Origin of the sequence: Treponema denticola (genome assembly GCF_024400535.1) — a bacterium.
GTDB classification, from domain to species: domain Bacteria; phylum Spirochaetota; class Spirochaetia; order Treponematales; family Treponemataceae; genus Treponema_B; species Treponema_B denticola_C.
Genome location: NZ_CP038800.1, coordinates 79507 through 94556, shown reverse-complemented (window position 1 = coordinate 94556; position 15050 = coordinate 79507). Strand labels below are relative to the sequence as shown.

The window sequence follows — 15050 nt, the reverse complement described above, 5'->3', positions numbered from 1 at the left end:
AGGTAAATGTATGAAAGGAAAAAGTAAACTTTTATTTTTATTTTCTCTCTTCTTACTTGTTACCTCTTGTGCGAAATCGAAAAATAATTATATAAGAGAATATGAACGTCATATAAATGAAGTTAAAGTAAACCATAATAATTACGATGAACGGGATTGGGCAAAATCGGATAGACACATAACTCACTTACATACAGTGATAGAACGTTATGAAAAAAGGCTCACAGTAGAAGACAAGGAGCGTATTGCAAAGGCTTTTAACATATACAGGTCATACCGCAGCGGCATTGATTGCCCTTTTATTGAAACAAAAATAACCGATAATCAAGAAAAAGAAAAAAATGAAAATTCTGAGGTAGATTCTACAGATTCAGGAGCTGAAGCATTAAAGCGGCTGACCGAACAGCAAGAACAAATTGCATCAGAGCTTGAACTCTTGCGTAAAAAAATAACAGAAGAATTTAAAGAAAAAAACAGCTCATCCCAAGTAGATGAAAAGAAAAAAACGGAAAAGGAATTTTTAATTGATAAGCTTCAAAATGAATTGCTGCAAAAAATTCTTAATGAAAAAAAAGAAGGCAGGAGGAAAATTTCAGGACGAATAAAAGTATTGATTTTTCCGGCAAATTTTAAAAATAATATATTCCGGATGGATTATAACGCTCTTACCGAACCTATAAACAAAGCAGTAAAAATTATCCTTTCTCAGGCAAAAAAATATAATCAGTATATTTCAATAGATTGGGAATTTATGGGCAGTTCTAACGGCTCCTTTGTTTCTCTTGATAATTACGTTGAAGGTTTAAATGAGTATACATATTATCAAAATATGTTTTCTAATTATGACTATTTGGTTACTGTCTATGCTGTAGATAAACAAGATCGTTCTTATTGCGGTTTAAGAGGCGGCTTAGGGCGAAGCGATGCAAATGCCGTGATTTGGTTTAAAGATATACATCATCATTCGGCTGGTACTTTAGCTCATGAAATATTTCATACATTCGGCGCAGAGGATTTATACTACGAAGAAGGTGTTGTACCAAAAGAAGTCGAAGCAAATTTTAAAAAACTGCTTGGAAACTCAATAATGATTACTTCAAATAATTCGGCAGAGTTAGATCCTATTAATGCTTGGCTTATGGGCTGGAATGATAGACCGGAACTCTGGTATGCTTGGTTTGTTGATAGAAGAAATAATAGCGGAGATGGATTAAATTTAGTAGATAAGTAATTTGGAGAAAAAAAGTAATGGAATATCGTAGCGAAATATCAAAAGACGAAGCGAAATTAAAACTTGAAAAAGAAATTGGTATTGAATTTGAATATAGCGATGCTTTATATGATGAAAATAAGGCTGCATGGGTTTTTACAATCAAGATAGAAAATGTTGAAACACTCTTACACGTTTCCACTGCAGAGGATTTTATACCGTACCTTGCACTTGCAGAACATTTAAACTTAACCTTTTCTGAAACGTTAAGCCGACACGTTTTTCTTAATTACGGAACCGAATATATTTTCGGTATAGGAAAACTTAAAAATCAATATTGTTATACCGAAAAAGGCTGGCTGGATTTACAAGAAATAGAAAATATTTTTTTAGAAAAATTTGGAAACAAACGTAAAAATTATTCTATGAAAGATGAAAACTGGGCGGTTTATATATATAGAAACGGCTGCTTTAGTACAAGCTATAAAAAAAATGAAAAACTGGATTGGCCTGTTTCCGAAAAAATAGAATTGCTATTTACAGATTTAGAAGATAAAGTGCTGTCCCTTAATACCGAAAAAATAGAAAACAGAATAAAACAAAACCAAGCAGAAATTCTTGAAGCAGATAAAAAAACGGAAGAAAGAGAAATTGTACCGGAAGAAGATCCTATTTTAGATATTAAAAACTATCAAGATGAAATACTTGCGAATAGTATTTCACTTATTCCAATGATAGATGAAAGAGCCAGATTAGGGTATAATATGAAACCTCTAATGTTGGAAGTGCAAGATATGTGCTATGCTTTTATTCCGCCTATAACCCAAAAAAGCATTGAATGGACAACAAATGACTCTCTTGAGATAATATCTCTATCTATCGAAAATACCGTAATTGTTGAAAATAAAATAACTTCAATAACAATAAATTGCAAAATAAACATAGATAACTTAGATATTACCGTTTCTAAGATTTATAAAGGAGGGCAAATACGTTATATTAAGCGTTTTCCTGTTCTCTCATTGTTCGGACCTGCTCCAAAATTCGGCTGGATAGCACGCCGTAATTTGACGTATGAATTTTATAAACATTATGAATATCCTTCACCTCTTATTAATGAGTCTGTAGCAGCTATTGACGGTCTTAATGATATAGAATTTGCAGGTATGCAATTTGATAAAATTGAAAGTGATTATTTTATATATTGCGGTGAAATACCGAAATGGCTTGGTGTTAGAGGCAACGGAAGCTGGCTTGGGGCCTTACCTCTAAGGGTTGTTTCCGAGACAGAACAGCTGGATTGGAAAAAAGCGCCTAACTTTATACACGGAGAACTTCCATCTCAAAAACGAATGAATGTTGCCGTTGATATAGGTTTTTCAAGCTTTGTTGTTCTCTTTTTAGAAGAAGGAATGCGTGAAGAAGAAATAAAAAAGGTCTTAATTGAAGAAGGTCAAGTTTTAAGTGTACCTATAACAACACCTCTTTATTATAAGCCGGATAGAGAAACACAGTTTAGCAATACAAAATTTCAAAGTGAAAAACAATATGAGGTCGTACAAGGTAAGATTCCTGTCGGCATAATTGGAACTCCTCTGCTTTATTCAAATACGGGAAATGATTTATTATTATATAAATCAGGTAAGCTCATTCTTTTAAATCCTAAAACCGTTTCCGAAGCAAGCGGTGTAAAAATTACCTCCGATATCAAATCTAATGTTGAAGAAAAAAGAAATGAGATGGAGCTTTTAATTCAAGGTATTCTAACTATGATAATAGACCGCTCATTACATTTAGAATGTTCCGAAATCAATATACGCACAGCCTACCTTAAAGAAAATTATGAATTTATGAAAAGTTGTTGGGAGTCTGCTAAAGAAAATATTGAAAAAAGAATGCCTTATTTAAGACCTAAGATAAACATTGATTTATATCTTCCCGAATCACTGGCAATAGCAAATAGAATATGTCATAATAATGCTTTCCACACAGGTTCAGGAGCTGCTTTGATTGATATAAAAGCCCTTTCAACAGATATAGCTTTATTTAAAAATAAGGCCGCAAAAGATTCAAGTGCCGATGCATCAAGTGTTTCTTTGGTAACAAACTTTTCTATTAGGCTTGGAGGCCATAAAATAATTTTACAGCCTATATGGGATTATCTTTATTTTTCAAAATACAAAAAGGTTGAAGACCTTTTTAAAGTTGATACGCGGGACAATTCAAACCTTATTGATATTGTGAAAAAGTTAAATGACGAACTGACAAAACAACGCTCTGAAAAACATATTGATGTCAATAAAGCCCGTAATAATCTTCTTTGCTTAATTAACCGTCTCCAAAAAGGACAAATCCCTTTAGAGTTACAAAATCTTTTTGATCTTGGCTATCTTGCTGAAATAGTCATATTAAAGAACTTTGTCAAAACTATGACAAAGGGAGATGGGACTTTCGATATCCACCTTTTCGGCGGAGGGTCAAGTCACTTTACCGGCCAAAAAGACGGATTTAACTGCGGTGCCATTATAGGAAGGATTTGTGAAACATATGACAGAAGTGCAGATGGTGATATTTTAGCCTTGGGCTTACTGTCGGGTGCTGACGGCAAAATGCATAAAAACATAGAAGCTGCTGCTGCTGAAGCTAAAAAGGAAGCTCAAAATTATATAAAAACTATAAAAAAGCAGCCTATAATTACAACGGCAAGTGTTAAAGAACTTGAGGAAAATTATGCTCAATTTATTGAAGCTGCAGAAATCTTAAAACCTTCATGGTATTTCAAAGATAATTACAGTAATAATCTTGATGCCCGTTGGGTTTTAAATGTTAAGGAGAAACAAGAACGCACAGCTTCTTATGAACCGCTTGACTCGTCTTTATGGACGCAAAATTTTGAACCTGCTATGGACTTTGCAAGAAATTGCCGAACGGATAGTATGGAAATATTCAAGATTTTATTTTCTTACAAAATGGCATATCTAAATGCCGTTGCTTTTTATAATGGAGAAAGATAAATAATGAAGATTAATAAAATTCTATTTTTGTTTTTATTGTTTATAACTCTTTCTTTTCAAAATTTTGCAGAAGATGCAGACGGGGGAAAAGATAAAAATCAGGAAAGTAAACAAGCAAGTACGAGAAAAGAATCCTTTTACTTTTTGTCTTGTTACAATTTTGTGGGCTTACAACAAAAGATTTCGATAGAAGAAATAATAGCGGAGATGGATTAAATTTAGTAGATAAGTAATTTGGAGAAAAAAAGTAATGGAATATCGTAGCGAAATATCAAAAGACGAAGCGAAATTAAAACTTGAAAAAGAAATTGGTATTGAATTTGAATATAGCGATGCTTTATATGATGAAAATAAGGCTGCATGGGTTTTTACAATCAAGATAGAAAATGCTGAAACACTCTTACACGTTTCCACTGCAGAGGATTTTATACCGTACCTTGCACTTGCAGAACATTTAAACTTAACCTTTTCTGAAACGTTAAGCCGACACGTTTTTCTTAATTACGGAACCGAATATATTTTCGGTATAGGAAAACTTAAAAATCAATATTGTTATACCGAAAAAGGCTGGCTGGATTTACAAGAAATAGAAAATATTTTTTTAGAAAAATTTGGAAGCAAACGTAAAAATTATTCTATGAAAGATGAAAACTGGGCGGTTTATATATATAGAAACGGCTGCTTTAGTACAAGCTATAAAAAAAATGAAAAACTGGATTGGCCTGTTTCCGAAAAAATAGAATTGCTATTTACAGATTTAGAAGATAAAGTGCTGTCCCTTAATACCGAAAAAATAGAAAACAGAATAAAACAAAACCAAGCAGAAATTCTTGAAGCAGATAAAAAAACGGAAGAAAGAGAAATTGTACCGGAAGAAGATCCTATTTTATATGAGCAGAGTGCAGATGCAGACATGGATGATGCCGAACCGGAATTAAAAAATAGCAGCGAAGATAAAGACTCTCAAACATATTCGGAATTAAATACGGAATACGAGATTGATAATGATTATATAGAAGAAGCTATTGATACTGAAGAACAATTCATTGAGCAGGATATAGAATACGAAGATGATGCTCAGGTATCGTCAGAATTACCATTTGCAGCTTCAGATATAAATATAAATGAAGTAGAAGTTCAAAATACACCGCGAGAAACAGGCAAAAACTCTTATAAACCGCTATTTATTGTTCTTTTTTTAGTTGCTTTTATCGGTTTTATATTTATAATTTATAACTCAACACAAAATTATAAAGTTACCTTTGATGCTAATGGAGGAAGCGGTTACGCTCCAAATTCTATAAAAGAAAAAAAAGGAAATGCCATAATACTTCCATTTAATGAAAATATGTACATTTACGGTTATGAATTTGAGGGGTGGAATACAAGAGCTGACGGAACAGGGACTACCTATTTTGCAGGTTCTAGGCAATATTTTGACGGCAATATGACTCTTTATGCTTTATGGGATAAATATAAAGAAAAATATGTTCATATCAACGATTTACGAGTTCGTTCAGGGCCTTCTACCGACTATAGTATTAATGAATTATTAAAACAAGATAAATTAATAAAAATTTCCGAAAAATCAAACTCTAATAATTTTGTAAAAGCTAGATATGACGGAAAAATCGGTTATTTAAATTATAAGTATTTACGGGACATTAAAATTACCGAAATAAAACTTGGAAATTGGTATAATAATAGGTGGTTGACAAATCCGGGAGATACACTAACGGCCTACAATATAAGATATTTAAAGCCGCAAATTAAAATCGAAACTTGTAATAATGTAAATAAAGAATATAAATTTAATATAAAAATTATTGAACCAGATGGTACTATCAAAAGAAATTATAAGACATCACCTTCAGGATATAGTTATAGTACTACTATAAACATATCTGGAGATAGAGTACAGGCTATAAGCGGATGGGGTAATGATCAAGGAGGGACTTATTATTCAGGTTGGTGGACAATTGAGATATGGTATACAAACCCTGACGGCATTAATGATTGTATAAAAAAACAACGTTTTTATTTACGCTAATTGATTAGCTACTTTTTTGATGAAAATAGATTCTTAAAAATAGAATGTTTAATCGTATTTTCTTTTTTTAAATTATTTTTTAGGCTTATCTTTCCGCCGGAAAAGTTATAGATGTGTTCTTCAGAGGCAACAACTAAAAGAACATCATCATCTTCGAATTTATACTCAGGGTCATCCATAAAGATAAAGTCTTCGCTTTCTTTTTTTCGGCGGGCTATGATGTTTACGCTCATATCTTTTCGGATATTGGATTCGGCAAGGCTTTTACCGACATATCTTGCTTCCACTCCGACTTCGGCAAGGGCAAGGTTTTTTGAAATAGGCATAAATTTAAGAAGGAGATCGGCGGCTAAAATAGGGGTTGTTCTTTTGGCTGCCTCACTGTCGGGATAAATTACACTGGTGGCTCCTACTGTTTTTAAGAGTCTTCCGTGTTCGTCGGATTGGGCACGTACAACAATGTTTACAATACCTAAATTTTTTAAGATTGTCGTGCTGATTACTGAAAGCTCCACCTTGCGGCCGAAGTCTACGATTACCGTATCCACCTTGGAGGGAAGAATTTTGCGTACTGAAAGCTCGCTTATTTCTTCAAGTACAATTGCAGAAGAAGCTTTAGATTTATACATTTCAATAAGGTCTTTATTTTGCTCAATGATTATAACCTCAGCCCCGATTTTTATAAGCTCATCCAGCATTCGTACTCCGAATGTTCCTAAACCCATAATCGCAAATTTTTTCATAAACTTTACCTATTCTTCATCGCGGGCAACAACATCAAGCCCGATAAGCATATCGGGACTTTCAATGTCCAATATTCTTACACCCTGTGCAGACCTTCCCATAGTGCCGACAGAGTCTACGCTTATGCGGATTGTTTTTCCTTGGCCCGTTATGCAGACAACTTCATCGTCATCAAAGACGGTAAGAAGCCCTACAACCTCTCCCGTTTTTTCAGAGAGGGTATAGATACGCTGTCCTCCGGTTCCCCTTCCATGAGCTGAAAATTCGGAAAACTCCACGCGCTTACCGTAGCCGTTTTCGGTCATAACAAGCATTTTTTGATTTTCCGTTACTCGAAGTGCGCCTGTAAGCTCATCCTCGGAAGAAAGCTTTATTCCGGTAACACCTCGCGACGAACGCCCTTGAGAGCGGATGTCCTCTTCGCTTGTGCGGAGGGCCTGACCTCGGCGGGTAATCAGCATGATTTCGTCCTTGCCGCCTGTAAGAATTGCACTTACCAGTTTATCGCCCTCATCGAGTTTTATGGCGATGATTCCGCGGGTTTTTGCATTTGCAAAATTATCGGTTGTTACTTTTTTTACAACACCGCCTGCTGTTGCCATCAAAAGATAGGTCTTATCGTCAAATTCTTTTAAGGAAACAACGGCCGTAATTTCTTCATCGGAAGAAACGGAAAGAAGGGATTTTATGTGAGAGCCGCGGCTTGTTCTGCTGGCTTCCTGTATTTCATGCACCTTTAACCAGTAAGCCTTTCCCGCATTTGTGATAAACATAATGTAATCATGGGTTGAGGCCGTAAAAATCTGATCCAAAAAGTCGTCTTCGGCAAGGTTTGCAGAGTTGGAACCCTTACCTCCCCTGTTTTGACTCTTATAGGCTGTGGCAGGAATACGCTTAATATATCCGAGGTGAGAAATTAAAATAACCATCTCTTCTTTTTTGATAAGGTCTTCGATATTGAGCTCTTCAACCTCATCGGCTACTATATCGGTCTTGCGTTCATCTCCAAACTTTTCGGCAATCTCGTTAGTTTCTTCCTTTATTAAGGCTAAAATCTTTTCGGGATGGGCAAGGAGGTCTTTTAAGTGAGCGATTAGAACCTGCAATTCCTGTAACTCTTTTCGGAGGTCTTCAATTTCCAAGCTGGTTAAACGCTTTAGCTGCATATCGACTATGGCCTGAGCTTGAACATCATCAAAGCCAAACCTTTCCATCAAGTTGTTTTTTGCCGTTTGCGTATCGCGGGATGCCCTTATTATTTTGATAACTTCATCTATATTGTCGATGGCGACGATGAGGGCTTCCAAGATATGGGCTCTTTCTTCCGCCTTGCGTAAATCGAATTTTGTTCTGCGGGTAACGACATCGACCCTGTGCTCAACAAAGTATTTTACGAGAAGTTTTAAGTTGAGGGTTTCAGGTCTTCCGTTTACAAGAGCAAGGTTTATAACTCCGAAAGAAGATTGAAGAGCTGTCTTTGCAAAAAGCTGGTTTAAAACAACCTTTGTAATAGCCCCCCTCTTTAGCTCTATAACAACTCGTAAGCCTGTTCTATCCGAAGTTTCATCGTTTACATTTGCGATTCCGTCTATAATTTTTTCGCGGGCCAGTTCTCCGATACGGGATACAAGGGTGGTCGTGTTTACCTGATAGGGTACTTCGGTAAAGACTATTGTTTCTTTTCCTTTTTTATCGACCTCGATTGTAAATTTACCGCGCACCAAGATTTTTCCGCGGCCTGTCTTAAAGGCTTGTTTTATTCCCTTTCGTCCGTAGATAACTCCGCCTGTCGGGAAGTCGGGGCCCTTCATATATTTACAAAGCTCGTCTATTTCGATTTCGGGATTGTCTATGTAGGCTGAAACTGCATCGGCTATTTCGCGTAAGTTATGGGGCGGCATATTGGTTGCCATACCGACAGCAATTCCGCTTGAGCCGTTTGCAAGCAAGAAGGGGAATTTAGCCGGAAGAACAGTCGGCTCCTTTGTAGAATCGTCAAAGTTCGGAATAAAATCGACTGTTTCTTTTTTTATGTCCTCGACCATGGTTTCGGCTATTTTGGCCATCTTAGCTTCCGTATATCGGTAAGCTGCGGGCGGGTCGCCTCCTATGGTTCCGAAGTTTCCTTGGGGATAAATAACCGGATAGCGGAGAGAGAAGTCCTGTCCAAGGCGGACGAGGGCATCATAGACCGAAGCGTCGCCGTGAGGGTGGTAACTTCCTAATACATCACCTACAATCTTAGCGCACTTTCGGGTGGGGCCTGAACTACGTAAGCCCTTTTCTTCCATTGAATAAAGGATACGCCTGTGAACGGGCTTTAGACCGTCCCTTACATCGGGCAGGGCTCGGCTTACGATAACTGACATTGAATAATCTATGTAGGCTCTTTTTACTTCATTTTCGATAGGAATCGGAATTACGGCTCCGCCTTCCTTAGTTTGTATCTCTTCCACGCATTATACTCCTAAATTCGAGGCATTTTAGCATAAAAAAGGGGCTTGGTCAAGGAATGGAGAATTTTCAGTATGCCGGAAACCTGAGAAGATATCCTAAATTATACTAGAGTTTAAGTTCAGGCTGCTAAATTAAAATTTATTCATTATTCGTACAAAAAATGCGAGAGTTCTTTTAAACTCGTCCAAGCGTATTCTTTCGTCATTGCCGTGAATTAAACTTCTCTCTTCTTTTGTTAGGTGCATTGCAGAAAACCTATAAACCTTATCCGATATTTTTGAGTAATGGCGGGAGTCCGAACAGGCCATCATCAGATAGGGAGTTACTAATGTCTTTTCCCAAGTCTGTCTGATTGCATCGCTTAAAAGCTCAAATTCGGGGCAATCTATTTTTGAATATCGGCTGGGTTCTTCATCGTATTTGACTTCAATTTTTACATCCTCATTTTTTATTATTCTTTTAAAATGAGAAGTAATCTTTTCTCTTCCGTCCTCGGCTAAATAGCGGATATTGATTCCTATATTCGCTTTAGGCGGAATAACATTAAAAGCATCAGAGCCGGCCATCTTTGTTACGGCTGTTGTGGTGCGGAGCATAGCATTTAATTCTCCGCCTGTTTTTTTGGTAAGCATGTTAAATAGGGGATAAAAAATTTTTAGGTTTGCAAAGACTAATCTCATTCCAAGGCCTGCATGACGGCCGAGAACATCGAACATAGCCGAAACCGGTGGAGTTACATGCATGGGGAGGGGATTGTTTTCGATGTTGCAGACGGCTTGAGCCAATTTACCTACAATCGTGTGCTTAGGAGGTGTTGAAGCGTGTCCGCCCTTACTTTCCATCGAAAGCTCCACATCCATCTGCCCCTTTTCTCCTATACCTATTACGGCAAACCTTTCTTTGATGCCGGGGAAAACGCCTTCAACTACGGCCCCTCCCTCATCAAGAACAAACTCCACATTTATATTTTCTTTTTTAAGCTCTTCGACTATTGCAGGGCAGCTTGGGCCGTGCGGTTCTTCATCCCCTGAAAAAGAAAGATAGATATCATGTTCGGGTACAAAGCCCTTTGAAAGAAGATACTCGGCGGCTTCCATTACGCCGCAAAGGGTACACTTAGTATCCAAAGTGCCGCGTCCCCAGAGTACATTATCTATAATTTCAGCCCCGAAGGGATCTCGGCTCCAACCCTCCCGATTTACGGGAACTACATCATAATGAGCCATAAAAACCGAGGCTTTTTCGGAGCCCTTGCCCTTCCAATGATAGAGGAGTCCTTTAGGCCCTAAGATTCGGCGCGGGCAGGTTTTTGTAACAAGAGGGTAGGCATCGTTCAGATAGTCTTGGAATTTCTTAAAAACTGACGGGTCTTCAAGACTGACATCGGCGTGAGATACCGTAGGAATCTTTATCATCCCTGCAAACCGGCTTATGGCCTTATCAAAGTCCATATCGACATTTTCTATGATAAGTTTATTCTGTTTTTTAGGTTTAAATGTGAGAGCCCTTAGCAGCAAAACTAAGGGAAATACAAGAAGCAAAAATAATAGGTAAAAATAATTCATAAGGTTTCTCCCTCTTTTACTCTGTATTATAGCATAAACTATCGAAAAAATCTTCCCCCCGTATGTATTGAATTCTTTGTCCTTATCTTGTACAATCCCCTATTATTATTAAACTTTAGGAGAATTGCATGGCTGTCATAAATGTTACAAGCGAAATAGGAAAACTAAAAAAGGTGCTCTTGCACCGCCCCGGAAAGGAACTTTTAAATCTTACCCCCGATAAACTTGATGAACTATTGTTTGACGATATTCCATTTTTAAAAATGGCCCAAAAAGAACACGATGCTTTTGCCAATATTCTGTCTAAAAACGGGGTGGAGGTTGTATATCTTGAAGACTTGGCGGCTGAGGCTGTTTCTCAAAGTGCGGAAATCCGCGAAAAATTTATAAAGCAGTATATTAACGAAGCTGACATCTATTCCGAATATTATCAAAAAATGATCTATGATTTTCTTAATGGAATCAAGGATCCGAAAGAACTTATCCTAAAAACAATGGAAGGCGTAAACGCAAATGAGATACCCTTTAAGAATACACATTCGCTTTCGCACTATGTTTTGGATTCAGGCTCTATGATAATAAACCCTATGCCCAACCTCTACTTTACCCGCGACCCCTTTGCTTGTATAGGAAACGGGGTCAGCTTAAATAAAATGTACTCGGTAACAAGATGCCGTGAAACTATTTACGGAGAATACATCTTTGAGCATCATCCCGAATATGCCGGAAAGGTAAACAGATTTTACAACCGCTATGATGCTCCCAGTATTGAAGGCGGAGACATCTTAAATATCGGTAAAGATGTTTTGGCTATAGGGCTTTCACAGAGGACATCCGCCAACGCCATCGATTCTATAGCAAACAATATCTTTTATAACTCGGATTCCCCGATAAAAACGATCTTAGCTTTTCAAATCCCTGCTATCAGGGCCTTTATGCATTTGGATACGGTCTTTACCCAGATAGACTTTGACAAGTTTACCATTCATCCGGGAATTCTAGGTCCTTTAAGAGTTTTTGAAATTACAAGAGGAACAAAAAAGGGAGAGCTTAGCGTAAAACAAATTGATTCTACCTTAGAAAAAGTTCTTGAAAAATATACGGGAGCCGGAAAGATTGAGCTCATCCAATGTGCCGGAGGCGACAAGATTGCAGCCGAACGCGAACAGTGGAATGACGGTTCCAATACCCTCTGCGTAAGCCCGGGCACAATAGTCGTTTATGAAAGAAACGATGTTACAAACGAAATCTTAAACAAGAAGGGCTTAAAAGTTCTCGAAATGCCCTGCGGTGAACTTTCCCGCGGACGCGGCGGCCCCCGTTGTATGAGCATGCCCTTATTGAGAGAAGATATAAAATAATAGAAATCGGAAATATGTAAATAGAAATCGCTATATTGACATTTTTTTGATTTGATGATATAGTTAATCCTCAATTATTCCCCGGTTGTGTAATGGTAGCACCGCAGATTCTGGTTCTGCTTGTGGGGGTTCGAATCCTCCCTGGGGAATTTTTTAATTTACTTTGGTCCCTTCGTCTATCGGTTAGGACATGAGATTCTCAATCTTAAAAGACGGGTTCGATTCCCGTAGGGACCGGTGTATAAAAGATCTGATTTTAGATAAAACTTTATACTTTCCTTATTCCCCTATAGACTTTTTCAGAATTTACGGTAATATATAAGTGTATGGATAAAAGTCTTTCAACATTTGACCAATTAGTAAAATCCTTGTCCACAGAAGAGACTCAGTCTTTGCTAAACAGTATACAGCAGAGCATGGATGAATTTAGTTCAGCAGTTCCGCAAGAAGAAAAAGAGGATAATTTTTCTGAAAAAATAAGAGAACATCAGGCGGAAGGCCTATCTAATGAGCCTTTTTTTGTACGGCTATGGCTTTCAATAAGAGCTTTTTTGAGATCCATACCCTTAAAGGTTATCTACAATGAGGAATTGTTGAAAAGAATGGCCAAAAATCTTAAAAGAACGGCAGGCTCATATATTAATATCAGCCAAAATGTATATACCGGTGTTTTTTATAAGGAATTGAAAAACTTGCGTAAAACCCAATTATTTTTTACCTCTTTGCTTTCTTCATATGATTCAGATAAGGGTTCTTTTTATATGCTGCTAAGCTCCTTTGTTTCTCCGGCAACTTATGAAAAACTTATGAAAGAAACAAACCCTTTTTCTATTAAAATCGGCTCCGAAGTATCTGCAAATATACGAACAGGTTTTTTAAGGAAAATAGATTCGGTTTTTTCAAATTTAACAGATGAAGAAAAAAGAGAGATGTATTTATGTGCTCAGGCTATTGAATGGATGAAATCATTTTGTTCCTTAGCTCTGGATAAAACCTTACTAAGATTTGCCGTGGTTTCCGATACAAATGCAACATGCCAAGCTCTTACAATACAGCCTGAGATGGAAGTCCTTTCATCAATTTTATATTCCAAAAAAAATATACCGCATAATTTGCTTCAAGCTCTATTTTTAATGCATGCTCAAGAAAATATAATTGATGATGACAGCCGGATGTTAAAAGAGGCGGATGAATTTATAAAAGATGCGATAGAGGCCTTGGGTACAATAAGAATTTTTTTAAAACAAGTTCCCCTCCTTGATATTACACGTTATATCAAAAAAGATATTAGTTGGATTCCTTATAAACTCACCGGAGGAGAAGATTGGTTTATTTATTTTAAACAGGCTTGGTATGAGCGTTTTAATCAAAAATGGTCTACATGGTCATATGAGCAAAAAAAATTCAATATAAAGGTGCAAATGATTAACTTGTTAAAAGTGGGAGACTTGGACTCTATGAAATTTTGCCCTTGGAGAAATTTATGGGTAGATTGTAAATTCAAAAAAGAAATGCCCTTCTTATTTTTAAAAACATTTTTTTATGCATTCTACAGTCAAAGAGTTTCAGAAACCCTTAAAACTATTTTAGTAGAGGGAAGCTTTTATAGGCATGAAAACTTAAATGAGTACACTACCTCTTATAATGTTCTTGAGCATCGTAAAGGAGAATTTGAAAAATTTGAAAACCGCCTATCTCCTACAGGAGATATCGGTTCAACATTTGTAAAAATACGTGCTGAAAAAACAGCTACTTTAAAAAATAAAAATCAAATTGAAGGTTTGATGCATACGATAGAATCTGAAGCAAAGCAGCTTATAAACTCCAGCATAGAAGCTTTAAAATCGATAGAGCTGATTTTGACAGGAATCTTAGGCGGAGGGAAAACAAGCCTTTATGCAACTATTACCAACTGGGCTTCTATAGGAGGTTCAAATAACGGAATCTTTCGAGAAGAAGTTGCAACCGTAAAGGAGCAAATCCATACAATGCTCAACCTTCTATCATTAACCGAAAAGCTTGAGACTGAAGCAAAATAAGGCTGACATATGGCCTATACGAATCTAAAATAGCTGAACATTACCCCTAATGAACCTATAAAAGCTCCTATTAAAAATCTTATAGCTATTAGGAATATCAGACATACTATTATTTGTTTCCGTAGACTCATAAATCTTCCGCCTGATAGTTTATGTACTCTTACAAAAACCGGAGACAAAAATCTATCCAGCATATCTGCAAAATTTCCGTGCCGATAATTTTCTGAAAAGTCAAGAACTAGCCTTATTATCAATATTATGATAAAGAAATTTAGTAAAAATGAAAAGAAAGACCAAATAATTCCTAGGAGATTTAGAAGAATACCCAAAATGGAAAAACTTTGTGGTGCAGAGATTTGGAACAATAGATTAGATATTAGAGATAAAATCCCTATAGCTAAAATGGGGGAAAAATCTACCAATCCGATTTGTGTGAATCTAAATCGTCTAAACCAGCTCAGGTAAGGATTACAGATTTCGTAAAGAAACCCTCCATTGGAGCCGGATCCGAACCATGAAAGAAAAATATAGACAATACAAAGATAAGAATAAATCTTTACCGCGAAACCTAAAGTGCTAAAAAGTGACGATATCATATAAACCTCTCTTT

Annotated in this window: 10 protein-coding genes and 2 tRNA genes; 8 read left to right on the top strand and 4 right to left on the bottom strand. The window is 36.6% G+C overall.

From position 1 onward, the window contains the following. Positions 1 to 10 precede the first annotated feature (10 nt). From E4N78_RS00375 to E4N78_RS00360, 4 genes are read left to right on the top strand one after another with little or no spacing between them, the layout of a single operon-like run. A complete protein-coding gene (locus E4N78_RS00375) occupies positions 11 to 1231 on the top strand; it encodes a hypothetical protein (protein WP_255811154.1) in 1221 nt (406 codons plus the stop codon). Between the two features lie 17 nt (positions 1232 to 1248). Further along, complete coding sequence (locus tag E4N78_RS00370; protein ID WP_255811153.1) at positions 1249 to 4224, top strand: hypothetical protein; 2976 nt, start codon at positions 1249 to 1251, stop codon at positions 4222 to 4224. Between the two features lie 3 nt (positions 4225 to 4227). Next, the gene (locus tag E4N78_RS00365; protein ID WP_255811152.1) at positions 4228 to 4440 is read left to right on the top strand and encodes a hypothetical protein; all 213 of its coding nucleotides are present in this window, start codon (positions 4228 to 4230) and stop codon (positions 4438 to 4440) included. A 34-nt stretch (positions 4441 to 4474) separates the two neighbouring features. Continuing rightward, positions 4475 to 6274, top strand: coding sequence for an InlB B-repeat-containing protein (locus E4N78_RS00360; RefSeq protein ID WP_255811151.1), 1800 nt, complete (start codon positions 4475 to 4477; stop codon positions 6272 to 6274). Positions 6275 to 6282: 8 nt separating this feature from the next. Here the strand turns inward: E4N78_RS00360 and E4N78_RS00355 are convergent, their stop codons facing one another. The 3 genes from E4N78_RS00355 to E4N78_RS00345 form a co-directional block, all read right to left on the bottom strand. Next, entirely contained in the window at positions 6283 to 7017 is a 735-nt protein-coding gene (locus tag E4N78_RS00355; RefSeq protein ID WP_255811150.1) for a potassium channel family protein, read from the bottom strand. 9 nt (positions 7018 to 7026) lie between these two features. Next, positions 7027 to 9474 (bottom strand): DNA topoisomerase (ATP-hydrolyzing) subunit A, encoded by a 2448-nt coding sequence (gyrA, locus tag E4N78_RS00350; protein ID WP_255811149.1) that lies wholly within the window; start codon positions 9472 to 9474, stop codon positions 7027 to 7029. Between the two features lie 132 nt (positions 9475 to 9606). After that, positions 9607 to 11040: a M20 family peptidase gene (locus E4N78_RS00345; RefSeq protein ID WP_255811148.1), complete on the bottom strand. Its 1434-nt coding sequence runs from the start codon at positions 11038 to 11040 to the stop codon at positions 9607 to 9609. A gap of 128 nt (positions 11041 to 11168) precedes the next feature. On the opposite strand from E4N78_RS00345, the gene arcA reads away from it, so the two are divergent. The 4 genes from arcA to E4N78_RS00325 all read left to right on the top strand — a co-directional run bounded on the left by arcA (position 11169) and on the right by E4N78_RS00325 (position 14440). Continuing rightward, positions 11169 to 12401: an arginine deiminase gene (gene arcA, locus E4N78_RS00340; protein ID WP_255811147.1), complete on the top strand. Its 1233-nt coding sequence runs from the start codon at positions 11169 to 11171 to the stop codon at positions 12399 to 12401. Between the two features lie 78 nt (positions 12402 to 12479). After that, a tRNA-Gln gene (locus E4N78_RS00335) sits at positions 12480 to 12550 on the top strand. Between the two features lie 16 nt (positions 12551 to 12566). Beyond that, positions 12567 to 12638 (top strand) — tRNA-Glu (locus E4N78_RS00330). Between the two features lie 89 nt (positions 12639 to 12727). After that, positions 12728 to 14440 (top strand): DUF5312 domain-containing protein, encoded by a 1713-nt coding sequence (locus E4N78_RS00325; RefSeq protein ID WP_255811146.1) that lies wholly within the window; start codon positions 12728 to 12730, stop codon positions 14438 to 14440. Positions 14441 to 14454: 14 nt separating this feature from the next. Here the strand turns inward: E4N78_RS00325 and E4N78_RS00320 are convergent, their stop codons facing one another. Continuing rightward, complete coding sequence (locus E4N78_RS00320) at positions 14455 to 15036, bottom strand: YggT family protein (RefSeq protein ID WP_255811145.1); 582 nt, start codon at positions 15034 to 15036, stop codon at positions 14455 to 14457. Positions 15037 to 15050: the final 14 nt, after the last annotated feature.